Origin of the sequence: Microbacterium sp. NPDC097977, assembly GCF_040302605.1 — a bacterium.
In the GTDB taxonomy this organism is placed as follows: Bacteria; Actinomycetota; Actinomycetes; order Actinomycetales; family Microbacteriaceae; genus Microbacterium.
On sequence record NZ_JBEOUR010000073.1, the window covers coordinates 1 to 16536 of the forward strand.

13 protein-coding genes and 1 pseudogene are annotated in these 16536 nt (G+C 69.6%); 7 read left to right on the plus strand and 7 right to left on the minus strand.

Annotated elements, in window-relative coordinates; all coding sequences use genetic code 11:
• Both ABTZ43_RS14225 and ABTZ43_RS14230 read right to left on the minus strand, forming a co-directional pair.
• Positions 1-613 (minus strand): annotated as a pseudogene (locus tag ABTZ43_RS14225) (hypothetical protein); the annotation flags it as partial.
• A 51-nt stretch (positions 614-664) separates the two neighbouring features.
• Complete coding sequence (locus ABTZ43_RS14230; RefSeq protein WP_350539298.1) at positions 665-991, minus strand: L-rhamnose mutarotase; 327 nt, start codon at positions 989-991, stop codon at positions 665-667.
• 265 nt (positions 992-1256) lie between these two features.
• On the opposite strand from ABTZ43_RS14230, the gene ABTZ43_RS14235 reads away from it, so the two are divergent.
• Genes ABTZ43_RS14235 through mnhG form a run of 6 tightly spaced genes read left to right on the plus strand, consistent with a single transcriptional unit; the run spans position 1257 to position 7734 of the window.
• Positions 1257-4199, plus strand: a complete 2943-nt coding sequence (locus ABTZ43_RS14235) for a Na+/H+ antiporter subunit A (protein WP_350539299.1) — start codon at positions 1257-1259, stop codon at positions 4197-4199.
• Positions 4199-4936, plus strand: a complete 738-nt coding sequence (locus ABTZ43_RS14240; RefSeq protein ID WP_350539300.1) for a Na(+)/H(+) antiporter subunit C — start codon at positions 4199-4201, stop codon at positions 4934-4936. The genes ABTZ43_RS14235 and ABTZ43_RS14240 overlap by 1 nt, the downstream gene beginning before the upstream one ends.
• Positions 4933-6486, plus strand: a complete 1554-nt coding sequence (locus ABTZ43_RS14245; protein ID WP_056414249.1) for a Na+/H+ antiporter subunit D — start codon at positions 4933-4935, stop codon at positions 6484-6486. The genes ABTZ43_RS14240 and ABTZ43_RS14245 overlap by 4 nt, the downstream gene beginning before the upstream one ends.
• The gene (locus ABTZ43_RS14250) at positions 6483-7082 is read left to right on the plus strand and encodes a Na+/H+ antiporter subunit E (protein WP_350539301.1); all 600 of its coding nucleotides are present in this window, start codon (positions 6483-6485) and stop codon (positions 7080-7082) included. Before ABTZ43_RS14245 ends, ABTZ43_RS14250 begins: the two co-directional genes overlap by 4 nt.
• Entirely contained in the window at positions 7079-7348 is a 270-nt protein-coding gene (locus ABTZ43_RS14255) for an MrpF/PhaF family protein (protein WP_149421868.1), read from the plus strand. Before ABTZ43_RS14250 ends, ABTZ43_RS14255 begins: the two co-directional genes overlap by 4 nt.
• A complete protein-coding gene (mnhG, locus tag ABTZ43_RS14260) occupies positions 7345-7734 on the plus strand; it encodes a monovalent cation/H(+) antiporter subunit G (RefSeq protein WP_056414241.1) in 390 nt (129 codons plus the stop codon). The genes ABTZ43_RS14255 and mnhG overlap by 4 nt, the downstream gene beginning before the upstream one ends.
• 60 nt (positions 7735-7794) lie before the next feature.
• On the opposite strand, the gene ABTZ43_RS14265 is transcribed toward mnhG, so the two are convergent.
• Positions 7795-8556: an alpha/beta fold hydrolase gene (locus ABTZ43_RS14265; RefSeq protein WP_149421866.1), complete on the minus strand. Its 762-nt coding sequence runs from the start codon at positions 8554-8556 to the stop codon at positions 7795-7797.
• 121 nt (positions 8557-8677) lie between these two features.
• Here ABTZ43_RS14265 and ABTZ43_RS14270 point away from each other — a divergent pair, with 121 nt between their 5' ends.
• Positions 8678-10054, plus strand: coding sequence for an MFS transporter (locus tag ABTZ43_RS14270; RefSeq protein WP_350539302.1), 1377 nt, complete (start codon positions 8678-8680; stop codon positions 10052-10054).
• Between the two features lie 92 nt (positions 10055-10146).
• On the opposite strand, the gene ABTZ43_RS14275 is transcribed toward ABTZ43_RS14270, so the two are convergent.
• The 4 genes from ABTZ43_RS14275 to ABTZ43_RS14290 form a co-directional block, all read right to left on the minus strand.
• Positions 10147-12801, minus strand: coding sequence for a penicillin acylase family protein (locus ABTZ43_RS14275; RefSeq protein WP_350539305.1), 2655 nt, complete (start codon positions 12799-12801; stop codon positions 10147-10149).
• A 145-nt stretch (positions 12802-12946) separates the two neighbouring features.
• On the minus strand, positions 12947-14866 hold the full coding sequence (locus ABTZ43_RS14280; RefSeq protein ID WP_350539303.1) for a YhgE/Pip family protein: 1920 nt from the start codon (positions 14864-14866) through the stop codon (positions 12947-12949).
• On the minus strand, positions 14863-15708 hold the full coding sequence (locus tag ABTZ43_RS14285; protein WP_350539304.1) for a hypothetical protein: 846 nt from the start codon (positions 15706-15708) through the stop codon (positions 14863-14865). The genes ABTZ43_RS14280 and ABTZ43_RS14285 overlap by 4 nt, the downstream gene beginning before the upstream one ends.
• Positions 15705-16328, minus strand: a complete 624-nt coding sequence (locus tag ABTZ43_RS14290; RefSeq protein WP_253385115.1) for a TetR/AcrR family transcriptional regulator — start codon at positions 16326-16328, stop codon at positions 15705-15707. Before ABTZ43_RS14290 ends, ABTZ43_RS14285 begins: the two co-directional genes overlap by 4 nt.
• Positions 16329-16536: the final 208 nt, after the last annotated feature.

Consider the following 16536-nt stretch of genomic DNA (forward strand, 5'->3'; position numbering starts at 1 on the left):
CGACGCCCCACGCGATGAAGAGGGGATTCGAGAACGTCGACACCAGCGCGACCGCGGCGAGGACGATGACCATGGCCGGGCTGCGCGACTCGCGGTCGAGGATGCGGCGCACGAGCCCGACCGCGAGCACGACCGCGACGACGGTCGCCGAGTAGTACGTGGTGGTCGCCTGCAGCGAGGCGAGTTCGAGGGCCTCACGCGACGACGAGACCTCGGTCATCGCCGAGGCGCCGAAAGCGCCCAGGGCGAGCAGAGACCAGGCGATCGGGGCATGCCCCGGTCGGGAGCGTCCGGCGACCAGGCGGATCGCGCCGTACAGCGCAAGGAGGTTCACCACCGCACTCGCAGCGAGGACTCCGTTCGTGCCGAGCGGCAGCACGACGTCCAGCGCGGTGAACGCGGCGGACTCGGGCACGAACAGCACGCTCGACATCGCCCAGTCGAGCGGCTGCCCGGAGAGCACGGAACGGGCGAGCATCGCGACGACCAGTGAGTCGCCGTCGCGGAACAGCAGTTCGGCGCGAGGAGAGGCCGCGACCGCGGCGACGCTGATCAGCGAGATGGCTGCGGCGAGGATCCACCCCGACAGCTCCCGCATCCACACCCGTGTCACGGGGCTACTCTGTCACGCGTCCCGAGCGCCCACCTGCCCGGTGCCCGGATGTCAGGAGACCTGCGTGCGCAGATCCCAGATCTCCTCGAGCGGCGCCGTCCCCTCTGCCCCCTCGGCATCGCGGAACACCTCGACGAAACGGCCGATGTCGGCCTGCCAGGCGTGATCGGCCGGGTCGTCCTGCAGCGCGGCGACCGCGGCATCCCAGTCCTCGCAGTCGACGAGGTGGAAGAGACGGTGGCCGGAGCGCCAGATCGTCCAGTCGCGGATGCCGATGCGGTCGAAGGTCGCGGCGAGGGCGTCGGGGATGCGGACGTGAGCGTAGCGGTAGTCGTCGATCGCGCCGTCGCGGATCTCGGAGTGCAGGGCGATGCGCATGGGGGCCTCTCATCGGTGCGGGTGTCGCGGTCGGGGATGGAGGACGCCGGGAGGAGGTCACGGCGTCGGCCACCTCGACCAGGATCGCACCCCCGCACGGATCTCGGACAGGGCAGATTGCCCGGGATGACGGTGCGAACCGGCCATTTGTGTGACCTCTGCACCGAATCCGCGGACCGAAAGGGCCAAAACACCAGGTAAACTCGATATAGACACCCGCCCGCCTGTGCCGCATCCGGCCGACGAGCTTCGAGGAGCCGCGTATATGCTGACGCTCCTCGCCGTGTTCCTCCTCGGGTCCATCCTGATGCCCGTTCTGGTGCGCTGGCTGGGATCGCAGGCATTCGCCGTCGCGGCCATCATCCCCGCCGCGGCATTCGTGCACGCCCTCGTGGTCACCCCCCAGGTGCTCGACGGCCCCGCCCCGTTCGTGTCGATCGCCTGGATCCCGCAGCTCGGGCTCGATCTGTCGATGCACATGGACGTGCTCGGCTGGGTGCTCACGCTGATCGTGACGGGCGTCGGCGCGCTCGTCCTCCTCTACTGCCGCTGGTACTTCCACGACGACTCCGCGGGGATCGGCCAGTTCGCCGGCGTCCTGCTCGGCTTCGCCGGGGCGATGTACGGACTCGTCCTCACCGACGACCTGGTCATGCTGGTCATGTTCTGGGAGGTGACCAGCATCCTCTCCTACCTCCTGATCGGTCACTACCGGCGTCGCGCGGCCAGTCGTCGAGCCGCGCTGCAGGCTCTCCTGGTCACCACGCTCGGCGGACTGGTGATGTTCGTCGGCGTCGTGCTGCTCGTGGTGGATGCCGGCACCTCCAGCATCCGAGAGATCCTCGAGCTCGCACCCACCGGGCCGATCGTCGACGCCGCCGTCGTGATGCTCCTCATCGGTGCGATCAGCAAGTCCGCGCTCTTCCCGTTCCACTTCTGGCTGCCCGGCGCCATGGCCGCGCCGACACCGGTCAGCGCCTATCTGCACGCCGCGGCGATGGTGAAGGCCGGCATCTACCTGATCGCGCGCTTCGCACCGATCTTCGCCTTCACGGGCCCATGGCGTCCCATCATCATCTCGCTGGGCGTGGTCACGATGCTGCTCGGCGGCATCCAGGCGCTGCGCGAGACCGACCTCAAGCGCATCCTCGCGTTCGGCACCGTCAGCCAGCTCGGGTTCTTCGCGATCGTCGTCGGCTACGGCACGCAGGCGAGCGCACTCGCCGGAGTCGCCCTCGTGATCGGTCATGCGCTGTTCAAGTCGGCACTGTTCCTGATCGTCGGGGTGATCGACCGCCAGCTGTCCACGCGTGACATCGACGAACTCAGCGGTGTGGGGCGGCAGGCCCCGGTCATGGCCACCGCGGCGTTCATCTCGGTCGCCTCGATGGCGGGAGTCGCCCCCACGATCGGGTTCGTCGCGAAGGAGTCGACGCTCACCGCGCTGCTCGACGACGCCCTGCACGGATCCCCGTGGGGACTCGTGGCGATCATCGGCGTGAGCATCGGGTCCATGCTCACTGCGGCATACGGCATCCGCTTCCTGTGGGGGGCGTTCTGGACCAAGCGCGACGGCGCCGGCGACCGTCGCCAGGACACGGCATGGCCCGACCCGCCCGTCGGCTTCCTCTCGGCACCGATCATCCTCGCCGGCGTGACGCTCGCGGCGGGGATCGGCGCCCCCGCACTCGATGTGGCGCTGCAAGGATACGCACTCACCGCGACGCCGGGCCTGGATGCCGCGGGCGAGGCGGTCGAAGGGCCGGGACACCTCGCTCTCTGGCACGGCCTCGAGCCCGCCCTGAGCATCTCGATCCTGTCGATCCTGCTCGGCGCCGGCCTCTTCCTGCTCAGCATCCGCACCGGGTGGGATCGCAAGCCGCGCCTGATCCGGTTCACCGCGGCAGACGTCTACTACCTGGTGATGCGCGGCGTCGACCGGCTCTCGGTGCTCAGCACCACCCTCACCCAGCGCGGATCGCTGCCGGTCTACGTCGGAACGATCTTCGTGGTGTTCGTCGCGGCCGAGATCACCGCCCTCGTGGCCACTGACATCGATCGCTTCCAGCTCTCGGCCTGGCACACCCCGGTGCAGCTCGTCGTCGCGCCGATGATGGCGGCCGCCGGTGTGATGGCCGTGCGCGCGCAGAAGCGGTACACGGGCGTCGTGCTCGTGTCGATCACCGGTCTCGGCATGGTCGTGCTGTTCGCGACCAGCGGTGCCCCCGACCTCGCGCTCACGCAGATCCTCGTCGAGACCGTGACGATGGTGACCTTCGCCCTCGTTCTGCGTCGTCTGCCCGCGCGGATGGGGGAGCACAATGCCTCCGTCGGCCGCATCCCCCGCGCCCTGCTCGGCGTCGGCGTGGGGCTGACGATGGCGCTGGTGGCGATCGTGGCGACGCAGTCGCGGGTCGCGGATCCGATCTCCGAGATGTTCCCGCAGCTCGCCTACGACATCGGCCATGGCAAGAACGTGGTCAACGTGGCCCTCGTCGACCTGCGCGGCTGGGACACCATGGGCGAGCTGTCCGTCCTCGTGCTCGCGGCGACCGGGGTGGCGTCGCTCGTGTTCGTCACGCATCGCGCCGACATGCTCGCGGCGACCAAGACCCTTCCCAAGGCGCGCCGCCGCCGGACTCTCAGCCGTCCGCTGGTCGAGACGACCGAGGGTGTGCGGTTCCAGACGTCCGAGAATGAGAGCAGCCCGCGCGCCTGGCTCGTCGGCGGCCAGAAGATGAGGCCCGAGAACAGGTCGATCCTGCTCGAGGTCATCGTCCGCGTCCTGTTCCACACGATCATCGTCGTGTCGATCTTCCTTCTCTTCGCCGGCCACAACCTGCCGGGCGGCGGTTTCGCCGGAGGGCTCGTCGCGGGCATGGCGCTCGTCATGCGCTACGTCGCGGGCGGTCGCTGGGAGCTCGGAGCCGCGGCGCCGACGGACGCAGGACGCCTGCTCGGCACCGGCCTGATCCTGGCCGTCGGAGCCGCGATCGTGCCGCTGTTCTTCGGCCTCGCCCCCCTCACCAGCAACTTCTGGGAGTGGGAGATCCCCGGTATCGGCCACATGGAGTTCGTGACCTCGACCATCTTCGACGTCGGCGTGTACCTGGTCGTCATCGGGCTCGTGCTCGACGTGCTGCGCAGCCTCGGCGCCGAGGTCGACCGCCAGGCCCAGGAGTTCCGTGAGCGGGGGGTGAGCGTCTGATGGATGTCTCGCTGACCCTGATCGTGATCATGGCGGTGCTGTTCGCCTGCGGTGTCTACGCGATGCTCGAGCGCAGCCTCACCCGCGTGCTGATCGGATTCCTGCTGCTCGGCAACGCCACGAACCTGCTGCTGCTCATCGTGATGGGCGTTCCCGGCAACGCCCCCTTCTTCGGCACCGAGGGCGAGCTCAGCGACCCCCTGCCGCAGGCGCTGACGCTCACCGCCATCGTGATCACCTTCGCCGTCTCGGCATTCCTGCTCGCCCTGATCTACCGCTCCTGGCAGCTCGGTCAGGCCGACACGGTCGAGGACGACGAGGCCGACATCGCTCTCCGCGAGCGCACCGATGCCGACGAAGACCTCATGGACGACGAGGCCGACGCCGACGACGACTCCGCGACCACCGACTTCGTCGGCGTGCAGACCGCGCCCATCACCGTGCTGCACATGCGCGACCACCCCGCCATCCACGACGACGCACCGGTCGATCGCGCCTACGCGTCGCGGGCCCCCCGCGACGACGGGGGCTCCTCCGAAGCCGGCCACGACGCCGAGCGCGAGTCCTCGCCGGAGTCGGACGAGCGTTCCGGTTTCCGCGCGGATGCCGATACGCACGCGTCCGACGCCGACGAGACGGATGCGGCGGACGCCGCCCGAGACACGGCGGCCGACACGGCATCCGATGACTCCGCCCCCGAGCACACCGACGACACCGACAGGGAGGACCGCCCATGAGCGCACTCGTCCCCCTGCTGGTGGGTCTGCCGCTGCTCGGCGCCGCCGTCACCCTGATCTTCGGACGCAGACCCCGACTGCAGGTCTTCGTCACGGTCGCGACTCTCGCCGCGGTGTCGGTGATCGCGGCGGTGCTGCTGGTCGCCGTCGACGGCGGAAGCCCGATCGCCGTCTCGGTGGGAGGCTGGCCGGTGCCCTTCGGCATCGTGCTCTACGTCGACCGTCTCGCGGCTCTCCTCGTGCTCATCTCGAGCATCGTGCTGCTCGCCGTCCTCCTCTTCTCCATCGGCCAGGGTGCCGCCGACGGCACCGACGAGACGCCGATCTCGATCTTCAACCCGTCGTATCTGATCCTCGCCGCCGGCATCTTCAACGCCTTCATCGCGGGCGACCTCTTCAACCTCTACGTCGGATTCGAGATCCTCCTCGTGGCGTCGTACGTGCTGATCACACTCGGCAGCACCGAGTCCCGCATCCGCACCGGTGCCGTCTACATCGTGGTGTCGCTCGTGTCGTCGATCCTGTTCCTCGCCTCCATCGCGATGATCTACGGAGCGCTCGGCACCGTGAACATGGCGCAGATCGCCGAGCGGATGACCGAGCTCCCGCAAGAGACGCAGCTCGTGCTGCATCTCATGCTGGTCGTGGCCTTCGGCATCAAAGCCGCCATCTTCCCGGTCTCGTTCTGGCTGCCCGACTCGTATCCGACGGCACCCGCACCCGTCACCGCCGTCTTCGCCGGACTGCTCACGAAGGTCGGCGTGTATGCGCTGATCCGCACCGAGACGCAGCTCTTCGCCGAGAACAGCATCGACACGGTGCTGCTGATCATCGCGCTCGCGACCATGATCGTCGGGGTGCTCGGCGCCGTCGCGCAGGCCGAGCTGAAGAGGATCCTGTCGTTCACCCTGGTCAGCCACGTCGGGTACATGATCTTCGGCCTGGCGATCGCGACGCCCGCGGCCATCGGCGCGACGGTGTACTACATCGTCCACCACATCGTCGTGCAGACCACCCTGTTCCTCGCCGTCGGTCTCATCGAGCGCCGTGCGGGGAGCACGTCGATCCTGCGCGTGAAGGGGCTGCTGAAAGTCGCCCCGGTGATCGCCGTGCTCTACTTCATCCCCGCGATCAACCTCGGTGGTCTGCCCCCGTTCTCCGGTTTCATCGGCAAGTTCGCTCTCTTCGAGGCGGCGGCGTCGGTCGGAACGCCTCTGATGATCGTTCTGATCGGCGGCGGCATCGTCACCTCGCTCCTCACCCTGTACGCCCTGATGCGCGCCTGGAACCTCGCGTTCTGGCGCGAGGAGGAGGACTCCACCGAGACCGAGGGGCGCATCTCGTACCTCGGCAACGCGCCCGCCGCCGACGAGCAGCAGGAGCGCCGCCGCATCCCGCGGATCATGACCGTCGCGACGGCAGGGATGGTCGGGGTGACGCTTGCTCTCACCGTGTTCGCCGGCCCCCTCTACGCCCTGTGCGACCGGATCGGCGCGGTGCTCCTCGAGCCCGTGAGCCTGGTGCAGCTGGAAGGCGAGGTCGACGGATGAGTCCCTCCGAGACCGGCCGTCACTTCTGGCGGGACACGCGCGTGCAGCTTCCGTTCCTCGCGTGGCTCGTGGTGCTGTGGATGCTCCTGTGGAGCCAGTTCACGGTGCTCTCGTTCCTCTCGGGGCTCGTGGTCGCGGTGTTCGTGACGCGGGTGTTCCGGTTGCCGACGGTTGAGCTGTCCGGCCGCATCAACGTCTGGTACGCCCTGCTGCTGCTCGTGCAGTTCCTGTTCGCGATGCTGCGCGGAGCGCTCGCCGTGACCGCGCAGGTGTTCGACTTCCGACGTCAGCCGGGGGCCGCCATCGTCGCCGTACCGCTGCGCTACGCCGACGACCTGATGATGACGCACGTGTCGGTCGTCTCCTCGCTCGTCCCCGGTTCGCTGGTGGTCGAGGCCGACCGCGACCGTCAGGTGCTCTACCTGCACGTGATCGGGGTGCGCAGCATGGCCGACGTCGAGAAGCAGCGCGAGGGCGTGCTGCGCTGGGAGCGTCGGGTCGTCCGTGCGCTCGGCGCCCCCGACCAGTACCGTGCCCTCAAGGCCGATGAGCGCGCGGTGCGCTCGGGCGACTCGATGAAGGGCGGTGTGCGATGAACGTTCTCCTGCTGGCGATCATGGTCATCTTCGGCATCGCCGCGATCCTCACGATCGTCCGGATCGTGCGCGGTCCCTCGATCCTCGACCGTGCCGTCGCATCGGACGTGCTCCTCACCGAGGTCATGTGCGTGCTCGGCGCCGAGATGGCGATCAACGGGCATACCCGCACCATCCCGGTGCTGCTGATCATCGCCGCGGTGGGCGTGTTCGGTTCGATCTCGGTCGCCCGGTTCGTCGCGAGAAGGGACAACACGACACCATGAACGTGTTCGGCCTTGCCATCCCCGACGCCGTCATCGACGTCGCCGTCCTCGTGCTGATCCTGCTCGGCGCCGTGCTCTGCCTGTCCGCCGCAGTCGGACTGCTGCGGTTCCGCGACGTGCCGTCGCGACTGCACGCCGCGACGAAGCCGCAGGTGCTGGGACTCGTGCTCATCTGTCTCGCGATCGCGCTGTCGCAGCGCACCCTCGGCAGCATCCTCGTGGGACTCGCCCTCGTGACCCCGATCGTGCTCATGCAGTTCGCCACCGCCCCGCTGTCTGCCCATATCGTCGGACGGCAGGCGTATCGCAACGGGACGACCGACGAGCGCAACCTGGTCGTCGACGAGCTCGCCGACTCCAAGCAGACCCCTCCCGCCGCCGGCTGACCGGCGCCGGGCCCGGCCAGAGGCCACGCCGCCCGGCCGGAGGCCGCGCCGTCGCCAGGGTCAGAGGTCGTCGGCGAAGCGCTGGATCAGCTCGGCGGCGGGCTCGGAGTCGGTGATCAGCGTGCCGTGGCCGTGGTCGGGGATCACCCGCAGGTCGGCGCCGGGGATCTCGTCGATGATCTCCTGACACCAGCTCATCGGCGCGAGGGGATCGTCTTCTCCGCGCAGCACGAGCACCGGCTGCTCGATGCGTGCGAACGCCTTCTCGGGCTGATGCACGATGGTCGCGCGGATCTTGCGGATGAGGTGGGGGCCTCCGCGGAGGTATTCCCTCGCGCCGCGCCAGATCACCAGGGGGCGTTCGCCGATGAGGTCGCGCAGCAGGTAGCTCGCCTGCGCCGCGACGTTGCGGGCGGCCTTGTTCACGGTGGGGCCGGCGAGCACGACGCCCGCGACGAGCGACGGATGCCGTGCCGCGAGCTCCGCCGCGATCTGACTGCCCATCGAATGGCCGATCACCACGACCGGTCCCTCCTCGGCGTGCCGCAGGTAGGCGGCGACGAGGTCGGCGTGCCGCTCCATGGTCAGCGTGCGGGTGGGCTCCGGTGCTTCGCCGAAACCGGGCAGATCGAGGGCGATGACCCGCCCGTGCAACCTCTGCACCACGTCGAGGTAGACGCTGCGACCCATGCCGATGCCGTGCAGCAGCAGAAAGGTGCGGGGGCCTTCGCCGAAGGTCTCGGCGATCAGCGTGGAACCGCCGTGCTCGTACTCGAGCAGGGTGACGGGCGTGCCTTTCGGGGCGAGATAGCTGGAGACCACCCGTCAACGCTAACCGAGCAGGACGGATGCGGCGAACCGCAGGCCTCTGCACGAGGGAGAGACCGCGGTCACCGCAGCTCGGCCGATGGGCGGTGTCCGTCCCTCGTGCGAGGATGAAGTGGTGTCTTCCCCGCAACCCGATCCCGACCAGGTCCCGGCGGTGGAGGAGCCGACCGGCCGCACCCGCGGTCCTCTCGCGCGACTGGCGGCGGGATTCGACGACCCGGTGCTGCGCGCCCTGGTCGCGGCGACCGCGGTCTCGCGCATCGGGCGCGGGGTCTTCTTCGCCGTCACCGTGCTCTTCTTCACTCAGATCATCGGGCTGTCTCCGGCGCAGGCCGCGGTGGTGCTGGCAGTGTCGAGCGGATGCGGTGTCGTGGCGTCGTTCCTCGGCGGCTGGCTCGCCGATCGCTGGAGCGCGCGACGCCTCGCGTTCGGATTCGAGCTCACCGGCGGCGCGCTGCTGGCGGGGTACGCCTTCGTGGGTGACTTCGCATCCGCCCTTCTGCTCGCCAGCCTCGCCGGCTTCTTCGACACCCTCGGCCACTCGGCGCGGTCGGCGATCATCGCGCGGGGATTCGCGTCGGAGCGACGTGTGCACGCGCGGGCCGTGCTGCGTACCGTCACCAACATCGCGATCGCGGCAGGGTCGGGACTCGGCGCGATCGCGCTGGCGCTGGGCACTCCCGAGGCATACCGCACCGTCATCGCCTGCGCGGGGGCCATCTGCGCGCTCGGTTCGCTGCCGCTGCTGCGCCTCACCCCTGCGGTCGATGCGCCGGCACGCGTGCGGATCAAGACGCTCCGCACCGAGACGGGGTCGATCGACACGAAGGCCGCGGCCGCCGCATCCGCCGAGCGCAGCGACTGGAACCGGCGTTCGCCGTGGCGCGACCCGAGATATCTCGCGCTGAGCGGACTCTCGGCGATCTTCGGCATGCAGTTCGGGGTGGCCGAGTTCGGCGTTCCGCTGTGGATCACGCAGAACACGAACGCCCCCGAGGTCATGGTGGCCGTGCTCCTCATCGTCAACACGACTCTCGTGGTGCTCTTCCAGGTGCGGGCATCGTGCGGCACGCATAACCTGCGCGTCGCCGGGCGCGTGACGATGATCGCCGGCTGGCTGATGGTCGCCGCATGCCTGGTCTACGCGTTCGCCGCAGGGATGCCGGCCTGGGCCGCCATCGTGATTCTCATCGTCGGGATGATCGCCCACACCTTCGCCGAGATCCTGTCGCAGGCGGGGGCGTGGGGACTCAGTTTCGAGCTGGCCGATCCGGTGCGAGCCGGCGCCTACCAGGGCGTGTTCGGCATGGGGTTCTCTGTCGGCGCGCTGGCCGCCCCGATCGTCGTGAATGCGACCGCGATCACGTTCGGACTGCCCGGCTGGGCGATGCTGGGCGCGATCTTCTTCGCGGCGGCCGTCGGCATCTGGATCATCGCGCGCCGCGCCGCCGCGGCATCCGTGCGCCCCGGGGCCGCACCCGGTCCGGCCTGACCGCGATACTGCCTGACCGCGAGGCCCGCTGACTCCGATGCTGGCTGACTCCGATGCCGGCTGACTTCGTGGCCCGCGGATCCCGACGCCCCCTAGCCCGCCGGGACGAGAACGAGGGTGTGCCGGGTGGCGGCATCGACCGCCGCCGGCGAGAACGCCCACGGCTTCTGCACACCCGCGGCCCAGTCGTCGGTCTGGTCGATGTAATGCTCGTCGAACGCGTGCCCGGAGGCGCCGGTGAGGTGGATCCACGTCGAGGAGTCGAGGTCCGCGAGGTCGACGACCATCCGCATCGACGGGACGGTCGTGGTCGCGTACGAGCTGCCGAGATCCCATCCCGTGGCGTTGACCACCGACGCGCCGCCGCCGACGGGGTAGGGTCCGCGGTTGAAGAGCATCTCGATCGGGGCGATCCCCGACGAGCCGAGGGTGTCGCTGGTCAGGGTGATCGCGTGCAGGTCACCCCACCGCCACGCGTTGACGGCGTCGCCCTGCAGGCCCACGAGCTCGTCGTAGGCCTCCTCAGCAGACACCGCGAGCATCTCATTCATGCTGGTGACACCCAGGGTGGGGTTGGTCCAGAGCGGGTCCGCGGGGGAGTCGAGGAGATCTCCGACCACGGTGAACAGGCGGCCATGACCCTCGATCGGCAGCGGATCCTCGCGCTCGGCGAAGATGTTGCGCACGAGATTCGACCAGAGCACGTTCGCGTAGGCCGCGGCGGGCGAGGATACCGTGTTCTGGGCGTCCCAGGAGCGCAGCAGGTCGACCGCATCCCGGGTGCCGGCGCCCGTCACCGTGACGTCATCCATCGCCGAGGCCAGCCGCTTGCCGATCCACATCTCGCTGTCCATCTGGATCTCGCGCATGTCCTGCGCGGTCAGTGGGCCCGCGGCGGCTCGACGCTCGATCAGATGCTCGATGCGATCGGCGCGGTAGCCGTAGTCCCAGTCCCGGGAGAGGAAGTAGGGATAGTCGTCGGCGACGATCGCGTTGTTGGCCGTGACGATGTACCCGGACTGCGGGTTGTACGACATGGGGAGCTCCTCGAACGGGATGAACCCGGTCCAGTCGTAGCGGCTGTCCCAGCCGGGTTGCGGCATCCATCCGTCTCCCGCGCCGCGGATCGGCAGGCGCCCCGGCGCCTGGTAGCCGATGTTGCCCTCGACGTCGGCGTAGACGAGGTTCTGCGCCGGCACGTCGAAGAGCGAGGCCGCGACGCGGAAGTCATCGAAGTTCTGCGCGGTCGAGAGGGCGAAGATCGCGGTCGCCGCGGTCCCGGGGTCCAGCGCCGTCCACCGCAGGCTCACGGCGTACTCGGCGTCCTCGGCGTCGTCGGCGTCCTCGCCGGTGGGGGCGGTGGCGGTCGACCCGCCCGCCGCGAGTCCGGGTTCGGGATCGGCGGCGATCGCGGTGAAGTCGTCGGTGAGTCCCGAGATGAGGGGGCCGTGCACGGTCGAGCGGATCGTGAGCTCGATGTCGTCGCCCCCGGCGACCTCGATCGTCTCGGTGCGCTGGTCGAGCGGCACGAGCACGCCGTCGCGCCAGTACTGGTCGCCCTCCAGACGCTCCACGTACAGGTCGGTGACGTCGGTGGTCAGGTTGGTGAACCCCCAGGCGACCTGCTGATTGTGTCCGATCACGATTCCGGGGAGGCCCGAGAACGAGAAGCCGCCGACATCGAACGGGCAGGCATCCGTGACCTCGCTGCACCGCAGCTGCACCTGGTACCAGACCGAGGGAAGCGATGCACCGAGGTGAGGGTCGTTGGCGAGCAGGGGAAGGCCGCTCTCGGTCAGGTCGCCCGAGACCACCCACGAGTTCGAGCCGATGCCCTCCCCGACATCCCCGACGAGCAGGCTCGCCGCCTCGATGACGTCGGAGGCCTCCTGCCATTCGATGGTGGTGGCCGCCTGCTGCATCTCACCGTCGTGCGCGTCGTCGGTGAACACGACCGGCTCGGTGCCCGTCTCGAGGGTGGAGAGCTGGGGGACGATCACGGGATTCTCGTCGAACGGATACGGCGGGTAGAGCTGCTCGAGAGTGGCCTGCGCCGAGTCCGGATCGGCGCCGGTCGCGAGTTCTGAGGCGAGCAGCGAGCGTGCCGCCTCGTCGTCGACGTTGCCGCGGAGATCCCAGGCCATCGCCTTGAGCCAGGCGACGGAGTCCGCGGGCTCCCAGGGCTCCGGGGCGTAGTCCGGATTCTGTATGCCCAGAACGGCATATTCGAGCGACAGCTCGGAGCCGGATCGGGATCCGAGGTACGCGTTCACGCCGTCGGCGTACGCCTCGTAGTAGCCGAGCGTCACCTCGTCCATCGCCTCGACCTCGGCCTCGGCGACCACGCGCCAGCCCAGGGTGCGCAGGAAGGCATCGGTCGCCACCTGCGACTCTCCGAACATCTCGGCGACCCTGCCCGCCGTGACATGGCGGCGGAAGTCCATCTCGAAGAATCGATCCTGCGCGTGCACGAACCCCTGGGCGTAGAAGAGGTCGTCCGTCGACTCGGCGGTGATCGTCGGGATGCCGCGATCATCCCGCTGCACCGTGACCTGCGCCTGCAGCCCGTCGAGGGGGAGGGTGCCCTCCGTCTGAGGGAAGGACCGCTGGATGGTCCAGGTGACGACGAACGCTGCGGCCACGGCGATCACGACGACCGCGGCCACGACGAGGAAGGCGATGCGGCCGATGCGACCGCGCAGAGAGGTGCGCGCGACCGGGGCAGGATCGGGCGAATCGGTTGTCATCATCGAGAACTCTTTCGGACGGCATGGTGGGACCCGGTCCCACTGAGCCCCAGAGCGCGTCTCATCGGACGCACTCTGGGAATCCTACTCACACCCACGGACGGCGTGGGACGCCGCCGGGTTCTCGGTCGCACCGAGCGGGGGATCAGCCGATCAGGCTCGGCTGCAGATCGCGCAGCGTTCTCCGATGCGTCATCCGCGTCACGCCGATCGCCGCGAGCAGCAGCGCGCCGACGAGCCAGATGCCGAGCACCACGAGATCCCAGCCGGCCCGGCCCAGGTTGCCGCCGTACATCAGCTGCCGCATCGCATCGACGACGTAACCGAGCGGGAGCACATGATGAAGGGCGGCCAGAGGGGCGGGCAGCGTCTGCCACGGGAAGGTGCCGCCCGCGGTGACGAGCTGCAGCACCATGAGCACCAGACCGAGGAACTGCCCCACCGAGCCGAGCCACACGTTCAACATCAGGATGATGGCGGCGAAGGTCGCGGAGGCGAAGACCATCACCCCGAGCGTGCCGATCGGGTTGTTGAACGTGAAGCCGAGCGTGATGGCCAGGATGCCCATGAGCCCCACCATCTGCAGGGCGCCGAGCATCGCCGGGGTGAGCCACCCCGCCAGGGTGACGCGCAGCGGCGAGTGCAGCGCGGTGACGGCGCGACGGGAGATCGGCTTGACGATGAGGAACAGTGCGTAGATGCCGATCCATGCCGAGAGCGCGGCGAAGAACGGCGCGAGGCCTGCACCGTAGTCCTCGGCGGAGGCGACCTTGTCGCTGGAGACCTTCACCGGGTCGGCGATGGTGTCGGCCTGCTGGGTGCGCAGCTCGGGGGTGGAGACGGGGATCTGCGCGACCCCGTCGGAGAGTCCGTCGCGCAGCTCGGCCGTGCCGGAGGCGAGCGTGCCGAGTCCGTCGCGCAGCTGTGCGGCACCGTCGTTCGCGGCGGCGGCGCCCGTCGCGACGGTGCCGGCGCCGGAGGCGAGCGTGCCCGCGCCGGAGGCGAGCGTACCGGCGCCCGATGCGAGGTCGGCGGCTCCGGAGGCGACGGATGCTGCGCCGGCGGCGAGCTGGTCGACCTTGCCGACGGCCCCCTGCACCTGCGCGTTGCCCTCCTGCAGGCGGGTGCCGAGCGGGTCGAGTTTCGCGAGGACCTGGTCGACCTCTGCGGGGGTGAGCCCCTGCTCGGTCAGCGCGTTCGCGATGTCGGTGCGCACCTGGGGCAGCGCGTTCGCGGCCTGCTGGACCGCGTTGCCTGCGCGGTCGGCGACATCGGCGAGCTGCCGATTGCCGTCACTGACCTGCTGTGCGCCGCTGGCGAGCGTCTGCGCCCCGCTCGCGAGTGTCTGCGCTCCGCCGGCGAGCGTCTGTGCGCCGGTCGAGAGCTGCGCCGTGCCGTCTGCGAGCTGCGCCGTGCCGTCGGCGAGGGTCGCGCTGCCGGTCGCCGCGGTGTTGGCACCGTCCGTCAGCTGAGTCGCGCCGTCGACGGCTGTGACCAGCTTGTCGCGCACCTCGCTCAATCCGGTGAGCAGCCGCTCCGCGGCCTCGCTCCCGACCATCTCGGCGACCGAGCTGCGGATCTTCTCGACCGCCTGGGTGCCCATCGACGAGGCGAGGTAGTTGTTGGCATCGTTCGTCTCGAGCTCGATCCGCGCCTGATGGGGGTCGTCGCCGGATGCCGAGGTCAGCGCGGCGGAGAAGTCCGTGGGGATCGTCACCGCGAAGTCGACCGTGCCCTCGCGCAGGGCGCTCGCGGCCTCGTCGTCCGACATGCGCTGCCAGTCGAAGGCGTTGCCCTCGATGAGGTTGTCGGCGACATCCTCGCCGTAGTTGACGGTCTCGCCGGTCGGAGCATCCGTCCCCGTGGTGGGGGTCGCAGCGCCCTCGTCGTCGACGACGAGCGCGACGGGGACGTCGGGGAACTTGGCATACGGGTCCTGATTGGCCCAGAGGTAGAGCCCGCCGTAGAGGATCGGCACGCACACGAGCGCGATCAGCGCGATGATGCCCATCTTGCTCGCGGTGAGTCGCCGCAGCTCGGCGGCGATCATGGAGGGGACCTTCATCGCCCTGCTCCGTTCTGGTCTGTGTCTGTGTCGATATCGGTGTCGGTATCGGTGTCGATGGCGGGATCCGTGGCTGTGGCGTCTTCGTCTTCGTCCGCAGCCGTGTCGGTGTCGGGGTCGGGATCCGGGTTTGCGTCGTCGTCCGCAGCCGTGTCGGTGACGATGTCCGCGCCCGCCGTCGGTTCGTCGTCGGCGGGGGAGTCGAGGACGAGCGGCGGGATCGGACCCGAGGCGTTGATGGCCTCGAGCTCATGCATGCGTTCGAGGGCGACCGCGGCAGATCCGCCGACGATGACGAGCATCGCGTACCCGCGGTCGGCGAACTCCGACGCGATGCGCCACCAGCCGTCCGGGCTGCCGCCGTGGCGGTCGGGTGAGACGAGCACCACGCCCTCGGTGCCCTTGCGCAGCACCGCGAGCTCGCACAGGATGCGCACGCGGGCGGCCGGATCGACGTTGCCGATCGACACGCCCGCCAGCTCTCCGAAGCCGAGCTGCGTGAGCCAGCGGCGCGAGTGCAGGGGTGTCGCTCCGACGCCGGCGAACATGAGCTCTTCGCCGACGACGCCCGCGAGGGTGATGTCGGCATGCGGGTCGCTGACGTCCGGGGCGTCGACGAGCGCGATCGTGCGGCGCAGCCGTCGGTTGTCGGCGCTGCCGTCGATGGTGACGCGGCCGGTGTCCGGGCGCATCCGCCCGCTCGCGATCAGGCCGAGGACGCTCGGTCGCTGCTCGGTCTCGGCGATCGCGAAGCGCACGGCACCGGTGTGGAATTCGAGGCTGGTGGTGGGCAGGGCCTGGCCGCCACGCCCCTTGCTCACCTCGTGGAGAGTGATCTTCATGCGTCGACCCGCTCGGATCCGATGATCTCGGGATGCGCGGTCAGCAGGTCGTCGGCATCGCGCCAGGACAGCCCCGCGATGCTGAGGAGCGTGCGCACGGCGAGGTTCTCGGCGCCGATGCTCGCGGCATCGGTGCGGGATACGACTGTGCGGGCGACCTCTTCGATAAGGCGTGCGAGCGTCGGTGCGGCGATGTCGGTGCGGAAGCTGCCGTCGTCCTGACCGCGTCGGGCGAGGGCCGCGACGGTGCGGCGAAGCGGCGCGAGGGCGTCGGCGGTGTGCTGCACGTGCGCCTCGTCGAGGGCGAGGGCCGCGGCGACCTGCACGTGGGACGCCTCCTGCCAGAGTCTGGCTGCGAGCCGGGCGAGCGCGATGCGCGCGTCGGCGTCGGTCACGGACTCGGCGATCGCGTTGAAGCGCTGCGCGCCCACCGAGATGAGCTCGCGGATCAGCGCCTCGCGGTCGTCGAAGTGCCCGTACAGAGTGCGGCGGGAGAGGCCGGCGCTGCGGGCGATGACGTCGATCGAGGCGCGGGGATCGGCGGCGAGGGTCTCTCGGGCCGCATCGAGGATTCCGGCACGGTTCTCGACGGAATCGCGACGGGGAGCACGGGTGGTCATGCGTCTATGGTAGCTAATGTGCACAATAGTGTGCAAGATAATGTGGCGGACTCACGGGTGACGGGGGTCGCCCGTTCACGACTCAGCAGAGAACGGTCGTTCCATCGACGAACCGGCGGGTGTCGGTGCCGATCGGCACCCGTCCGTGCTGAATTGTGCACGCCATGACTCGGACAGACAGCAGAGGGGGGCGGATGCTGATCGCATC

Excerpts from the sequence above, each read along its gene's own strand:
- ABTZ43_RS14230 (WP_350539298.1), bottom strand. The coding sequence starts at position 991 with ATGCGCATCGCCCTGCACTCCGAGATCCGCGACGGCGCGATCGACGAC.
- ABTZ43_RS14235 (WP_350539299.1), top strand. The coding sequence starts at position 1,257 with ATGCTGACGCTCCTCGCCGTGTTCCTCCTCGGGTCCATCCTGATGCCC.
- ABTZ43_RS14240 (WP_350539300.1), top strand. The coding sequence starts at position 4,199 with ATGGATGTCTCGCTGACCCTGATCGTGATCATGGCGGTGCTGTTCGCC.
- ABTZ43_RS14245 (WP_056414249.1), top strand. The coding sequence starts at position 4,933 with ATGAGCGCACTCGTCCCCCTGCTGGTGGGTCTGCCGCTGCTCGGCGCC.
- ABTZ43_RS14250 (WP_350539301.1), top strand. The coding sequence starts at position 6,483 with ATGAGTCCCTCCGAGACCGGCCGTCACTTCTGGCGGGACACGCGCGTG.
- ABTZ43_RS14255 (WP_149421868.1), top strand. The coding sequence starts at position 7,079 with ATGAACGTTCTCCTGCTGGCGATCATGGTCATCTTCGGCATCGCCGCG.
- mnhG (WP_056414241.1), top strand. The coding sequence starts at position 7,345 with ATGAACGTGTTCGGCCTTGCCATCCCCGACGCCGTCATCGACGTCGCC.
- ABTZ43_RS14275 (WP_350539305.1), bottom strand. The coding sequence starts at position 12,801 with ATGACAACCGATTCGCCCGATCCTGCCCCGGTCGCGCGCACCTCTCTG.
- ABTZ43_RS14280 (WP_350539303.1), bottom strand. The coding sequence starts at position 14,866 with ATGAAGGTCCCCTCCATGATCGCCGCCGAGCTGCGGCGACTCACCGCG.
- ABTZ43_RS14285 (WP_350539304.1), bottom strand. The coding sequence starts at position 15,708 with ATGAAGATCACTCTCCACGAGGTGAGCAAGGGGCGTGGCGGCCAGGCC.
- ABTZ43_RS14290 (WP_253385115.1), bottom strand. The coding sequence starts at position 16,328 with ATGACCACCCGTGCTCCCCGTCGCGATTCCGTCGAGAACCGTGCCGGA.